At 60.6% G+C, this 6,248-nt stretch carries 5 protein-coding genes; 2 read left to right on the top strand and 3 right to left on the bottom strand.

The annotated features are described in order from the left end of the window. Window positions 1-336: 336 nt before the first annotated feature. The 3 genes from E3O39_RS00705 to ftsW form a co-directional block, all read right to left on the bottom strand. Window positions 337-1,275 carry an undecaprenyl-diphosphate phosphatase gene (locus E3O39_RS00705; protein WP_134446414.1) on the bottom strand — a complete coding sequence of 313 codons (939 nt, stop codon included), beginning with the start codon at window positions 1,273-1,275 and terminating at the stop codon, window positions 337-339. Window positions 1,276-1,424: 149 nt separating this feature from the next. Further along, window positions 1,425-1,925 carry a low affinity iron permease family protein gene (locus E3O39_RS00700; RefSeq protein ID WP_134446415.1) on the bottom strand — a complete coding sequence of 167 codons (501 nt, stop codon included), beginning with the start codon at window positions 1,923-1,925 and terminating at the stop codon, window positions 1,425-1,427. Window positions 1,926-2,231: 306 nt separating this feature from the next. Continuing rightward, on the bottom strand, window positions 2,232-3,398 hold the full coding sequence (gene ftsW / locus E3O39_RS00695; protein WP_241984926.1) for a putative lipid II flippase FtsW: 1,167 nt from the start codon (window positions 3,396-3,398) through the stop codon (window positions 2,232-2,234). Between the two features lie 763 nt (window positions 3,399-4,161). On the opposite strand from ftsW, the gene E3O39_RS00690 reads away from it, so the two are divergent. Both E3O39_RS00690 and E3O39_RS00685 read left to right on the top strand, forming a co-directional pair. Then, window positions 4,162-4,425: a hypothetical protein gene (locus E3O39_RS00690; RefSeq protein ID WP_134446417.1), complete on the top strand. Its 264-nt coding sequence runs from the start codon at window positions 4,162-4,164 to the stop codon at window positions 4,423-4,425. Window positions 4,426-5,390: 965 nt separating this feature from the next. After that, window positions 5,391-6,248, top strand: an 858-nt coding sequence (locus tag E3O39_RS00685) for an LCP family protein (protein WP_241984925.1), incomplete at its 3' end; no start/stop codon positions are given.

Below are 6,248 nucleotides of genomic sequence, written 5' to 3'. Positions count from 1 at the left end.
CCGCAAAGTGCTCGGCTGGAAGACTCCGGCCGAAGTGTTCAGCCAACAACTACAGTTACTCAAACAGCCCGGTGTTGCAACGACCGGTTGAACTCGCCCTGTGATCGGGCGGGAGGCTTGCTGTCGACATCGATCACAGATCCTGAACCCGCTGCACGATCGGCTGTTTGGATCCCCGTGATGACCTCGAGGTGCGGATCGGCGCGGGTGATGCGGCCATAATGCACGTCATCGCCCAGGATTCCTCCGCCGAGCGAGGACGTACGGAGTGATGACCGTGTGGGATCCCAGCAAGGGAATCTCAACCGATTCGACGTGCGGTGTCCTTGCGAACTTCTATGGGAACGCGAGCAGGACAACGAAGAAGACCGTTCCAGCGACGATGCAGTAAATCGCGAACGGGGTAAGTGTCCTGGTCTCGAAGAAGCGCAGCAGGAACTTCGTGGCTAACCATGCGGCAACGGCCGAGCAGAGTGCACCGACGAGGAACGCACCGCTCTGATCGGCCATCTGTGGGCTGAACAGTCCCGGGAGTTTCAGTGCAGCCGCGGCGCCGATGATGGGTGTGGCTAGTAGGAAACTGAATCGGGCAGCGGTTTCGTGGTTGAGTCCGGAGAGGAGCCCACCGACCATGGTTGATCCTGATCGGGATATTCCCGGTAGCAGGGCGGCCGTCTGCGCGACGCCGATTCCGAACGCCTGTTTCCAGGTGAGCTTGGCGATCGTCGCGTCGGACCTCTCGGTCTCGGACATTTGCGTGTTGGCCGAGCGCCCGGGAATGGGGCGTCCGCTCGAAACAGCATCAACGCTCACCCCAGCGGTCTGAGCCCGGTTCGGATGCCGTCGGAGGCGTTCTGCGGTAAGAAGAATGAGACCGTTGATCACAAGGAATGCGGCAGCGATCAGTGGGGATGCGAAAAGGGACCGGAGGGGCTTCTCCAAGAGCAAGCCCACGATGCCCGCGGGGATTGTTGCGGCGATGAGCAGCCAGGCCAGTTTCGCGTAGATGTCATCGGGGCCGATTTTACGATCCCGGATGGAACGTCCGAACCCGCGGAAAACCCGAATCCAGTCCTTAATGAAGAAGAGGAAGAGAACGATAGCGGTAGCCAAATGGGTGGCAACGAGAAGCCCCAGGAACGCGGCGCTGCTCTGGTCGATGTTCCAGCCGAACAATGTGGGCAGGATGACACTGTGGCCAAGGCTGGAAATGGGGAACAATTCTGTGATCCCTTGGAGAAATCCCAGAATCGCCGCTTGAATCAAAGTGATCATATGAACAGGCTAAAGGTTCCGGTCACCTGCGCCCGCGTGCGCCGCCCGTGATGACGTCCAGTGTTCATCAATGTGACCGAAATCCAACGACTGGGACGGTCTGGCTAGGCAGGTCCCGATCTGGTCGGTACCCGGGCTACCTCGATTCCCTACCTCGGTGGATCCACAATCGGTGGCGGGGCATCCGTACCGAGGGCTCGTTTTCGGTTCTCTTGACTGAGGTCGGTGAGGGCCTCCAATTCGTCGTCCGACGCACCTTCCAACGCGATGAGTCGGTCGTCGGCAGTTGGCTGGGCTCGGAGTAACTCGTCGAGCTTGCGCTGGGTGACCGCTTGTTGTCGTGCTTGCGTATGTTGGATTGCGAAGACCATCACGACTGTCACAGATGAACTCGCAATGTAGAGGACGTTCTCCCACCAGGGAGGAAATCCCGCCGCTATCCCGACCGCGATCCACACTACGAGCGCACTTCCGGCAACCAATCCCGCTGCGGCGTGTTCGCTCACTGTGCCGATATGGTGCAGGACCCTGCTGCTCCACCGTTTGTCGGGCGCGCTCGTCCAGTCGTTCCGCGTCATTTCGCGAGATCGATCCAGCCGTTTCTGGTGGTCCGCGTTGATCGATTCGTAGCTGTTAGCCGCATTCTGCACGCTCGAAAGACTAGGCGTTGTTCCCGTCAAACAGATGTTCTCGTGGACGCGACGCACACACCCGGTGGAGGGGGCACTGTTTCAGCTGGTCGAAAGTGTTTACGCATCCGTGCGTGTTTGATCCGGCGACGATCCCGCCCGTCAATTCGCCGAGTCGTGGCCGTGACCCGTTCGGTGGACGGTTTATCGAGGCCACAATGGCGGAGGATTTCACAGCGTCGACACCGTGGGCCGACCAAGAATCGTTTCCGTACTGTGTCCACTTCAATCAGCGTGCCGTGTTGCGACGAGAGCGAGCGGGACGAGTTATAGGTGCTCGGCGTTCGGCTTTCCGGTTAGGGGCGTAGGCGACGGCGACGGCTCGCTGTGTGCGAAGGAGAGCACGATTCCGATTGCTATGAGGGTGGTGAGGAGGGCGGTGCCTCCAGCAGAAATCAGGGGGAGTGGCACGCCGAGGACAGGGATGAATCCGAGGACGACGCCCATGTTGACGAGTGCTTGACCGATGATCCAGACCATGACGGCCGCGGTGCTGACTTTGGCTTGAGGGCTGGTGGTGGCGTTCATGATGCGGAGGAAGGCGATGGCCAGCAGGACGAAAAGGGCGAGCACTACGATTGCGCCGACGAGACCGAGTTCCTCGCCGATGATCGCGAAGATGTAGTCGTTGTCCGCGGCTGGAAGCCAGGACCATTTCGCTTTGGAGTTTCCGAGTCCAACGCCGAAGATACCGCCCGACGCGAGGGCCCACGTGCCGTGCAAGGGTTGCCAGCATGCGGCGGAAATCGTGCCGGTTGAGCCGTCGCAGCCGGTGCCGAAGAAGCTCAGTATCCGGGCCATCCGGTTTCCGCTGGCCATCGCCGCAGCCAGGGCGCCCAGGGCGCCGATGCCCAAGGGGATGGCGAGCATGCGTAGTCGTACGCCGGCGAAGAAGAGGGAGCCAAAGAGGATGCCGGCGAGGATTACTGTTGTCCCAAGATCGCCGCGGATCATGACGAGCATGACGGCAGTGCCGCCGATGCCGAAAACGGGCACGAGGACGTGGCGCCAGTCGTCGAGGTGATCTTTCTTCTGTGCCAGAAGCATGCCCAGCCAGATGACGAGGGCGACTTTGATGGCTTCAGATGGCTGGAATTGGAAACTGCCAATGGATAGCCAGTTGGTGTTTCCGGCCACGGTCACACCTAGCGGGGTGAAGACGAGCAACTGAACGAGGCAAGTAGCGATGAGCGTCGGCCAAGCGATACGTTGCCAGAACTTCAACGGCATCCGGCTGAGCACGAGCATCAATGGGACGCCGACCAGGGCGATGGCACCTTGATGAAGCACAACGCCGAAGAAACCCTCGTGAGCAACAAAAGAATCTACTGATGACGAAGACAGGACCATGATCAAGCCCAAGATGACCAAGAACAGCGTCGTTCCCAGGAGTAGAAAATAGTTCGGGGATTCTGAGCGGATCAAACGGCCCACGCTAATGCGCGTTGACTGTGACGGTCTATTTGAGGGAACCGTGTGGTCGGTCTTTGAACGTGGCGCACGGGTCGGGTTGCGCGGACTCGTCACGAACCAAGCCCCTTCTCAGGAGACGCCGCGGAGGTGGATTTTATTGTGGATTGACCACAATTGCTCGGTACTTCACATACGGTCATCTGCGGGGAGTGTCCTGCCGGGTGTGGGATCGGATCAGAGTGCGCGGCAATGGGCTGGGGCGCCACCACGACACTACTGAGGGAATCCCGAACCGCTAGTTCATCCCACACGTGTCGCGTCGGGTCGCATGTCTCTCCCAGATTGTGCCTGCTCGGAAATCGTTGCTGGAAAAGCCTCGTCGACGTTGAGCGCTACCAACAAGGGGCCGGGGAGGTGCGCAGGCTGCCTGTATCGCCGGCTTGGACAAGACAGTTCACGGCGTTGGCGGTCGTTTCTTTCGATTCGTCGACTTGACAATGCACTGCAGAGCGGAATGAACAAGCTACTCGCAGCGAGGCGAAAGTCTTTCGTGGTGTTGCCGCTCGCGATTGCCCACGCGCGGCGATTCCCATCTTTTGGAGTAGGGATTCTCCCCTGGAAGCGTTTCGTTTCCGCACTGGGTGCCACCTGAGTGGCGCTCGCAAATGAATCCAGGATGATGTTCGCGCCGGGTGCCAGGGTTCATAGCTCTTGCATATGAGCAGTTCTGAGAACTGTCAGATGTCGGTCGTAGCCTCGGCACTATCGAACGAGAGGAATCAAGATGATCACGGGACGATTGGAAACGCGCACGAGTGAAGATCTCAACGTCAAAGCGCTCTCAGGCTGCGAGTGGCGCGTCACGGATCGGCGCATCGCACGCGACAATGCGCTTTCACTGGTCGGGTTCATTTCGAAAGCCGAGGGTAGCTACGAGGTGATGGAGTTTGTGGATCCGGTCGAGCATTTTGTCTTCCCGAATTGGGACGATGCGGTTGCGCATTTTGTGACGGCCGTGCTCGACGATCACAACAGTGAGTTGAGTTGAACGGCATCAACGGTCTTGTTCGCGGGGATCAGGCCTGTGACCGGCCCCGACCGATCCCTGTCTTCTGCGTCGATTAGGCAGATGCTGCACCGTCGGAGGAGTGAAATACCATTGCCTGGGAGTTGCGCAGCGGCCATGTGTCTTCAGTGAGATATTGACCGCTGGCGCCCGCCACGCGTGCTTTGGAATAGGCCACCGGCTACCGGAGCACAATGGTGCCCTGACGGCGCGCCCGGCCACTGCGCAAGAGCGTCATTCTTTTCCCAAGCGCGGATACTTGTAACGGAGCTCCAGACTCTGACTCGAATAGGCAGGGTCGATGTTGTTGAAGAGAAACTCGTTTGCGTTGCCGGGCCCGGGCTCCGGCCTCGTACAAGCGGACGGGCGATTTTCGGCTGCTTCAGGTGTCCTTTGAGGATTCTTTCGCAGTCGGTGCGAGGTCGTGTTTGGGCACCGCGCGGTAGCTGGTTCCATCTGGTCGGCTGTTGTGGCTTTCGCCCAGCCACGTCCCGGGCAGAACGCGCCCGTCCTCCGTGCGGGGGTCCACGATCACGGCGGGTAGTTGGCCGTACTGATTAATGTCGACACGAACTCGCGTCTGTGTCCCGTCGGGCAGATGCAGGCTGACGGCCATTGATGGCAGTTGTGGACTCCTTGCTGAACACGCAGTGAAACAACGCTAACCCTGGTCCGGCGATGAGCGTCATTCCCCGTTTGGTGAGCGTGGCGGGCTTCCTGTGAGATTGCGCTGGTCGAGGAGCACTTTCACAGGAATCTCCGGTCACTGCTGGCATACAGTTCGGTCGAAACGACTGTTCGTGGATGTTCCGGTTGGTTCGACCGGGCGGAAGAGGGTTACCGTGACGCACGCTGGGCCCTTGCGTGGGCGTGACCGGAATGCCGGTCAGCCGATCCGGCATGGACGGTTGGCGCCTCGGGGGCCGTGGCGGACGGTCACGAAGACCTTGGGCATCACCCTCGCGGTGCTCCTGGTTAGTGGGAGCTCCCTTGCGGCGATTGCCGCGTGGGATGTTGCCAGCAGCGTCAAGCCCGGTGTTCATTTGGCCCACCTTGATCAGACGCCCGGCGACACGGCGGCTCCTGCCCCGGCCGCGGACGTGAGCGCGATCACCGGCGGGGTAAACCTGCTATTGACGGGCACGGACACCCGGACCGGCCAGGGCGGGGCCTATGGGACGGCCGCAGAGCTCGCGGGTAGTTCTGGCGCGGGTAACAACGACGTGACCATGCTGCTGCACATTGCGCAGAATCATCAGAGCGTCAGTGTGATCAGTTTCCCCCGGGACCTGATGCTTGCCGTTCCCGCGTGTCCTCAGGCCGATGGCGGGACCGCGTCGCCTTCCAGCCGGGTGATGCTGAATACGACCCTATCTCGCGGTGGCCTGTCGTGCGTTGTGTTGACGATCGAGAAGCTCACCGGCGTCCAGATTCCCTACGCCGCGGAGATTAGCTTCGACGGGGTGACTGCCATGTCGAACGCTGTCGGCGGGGTCACCGTCTGCCTGGCCTCGGCGGTCAACGATCTGTACACGACNAACGCTGTCGGCGGGGTCACCGTCTGCCTGGCCTCGGCGGTCAACGATCTGTACACGACGCCTCCGTTGCATTTGGCGGCGGGACAGCAAACCCTCGTCGGCGCCGACGCGCTCTCGTTCCTGCGGAGCAGGCACGGTATCGGTGATGGCAGTGACCTGGGGCGGATTAGTAACCAGCAACTCTTCATGGCTGCTCTGGCCCGGAAGGTCCAAAGCGGCGGCGTCCTCGGAAACCCGATCGCGTTGTTCTCCCTGGCCAAAGCGGCA

Origin of the sequence: Cryobacterium sp. MDB2-A-1, from assembly GCF_004402675.1 — a bacterium.
Classification (GTDB): domain Bacteria; phylum Actinomycetota; class Actinomycetes; order Actinomycetales; family Microbacteriaceae; genus Cryobacterium; species Cryobacterium glucosi.
Note: the sequence above shows the minus strand (reverse complement) of the source record. Positions and strands in the feature narration are given on the sequence as shown.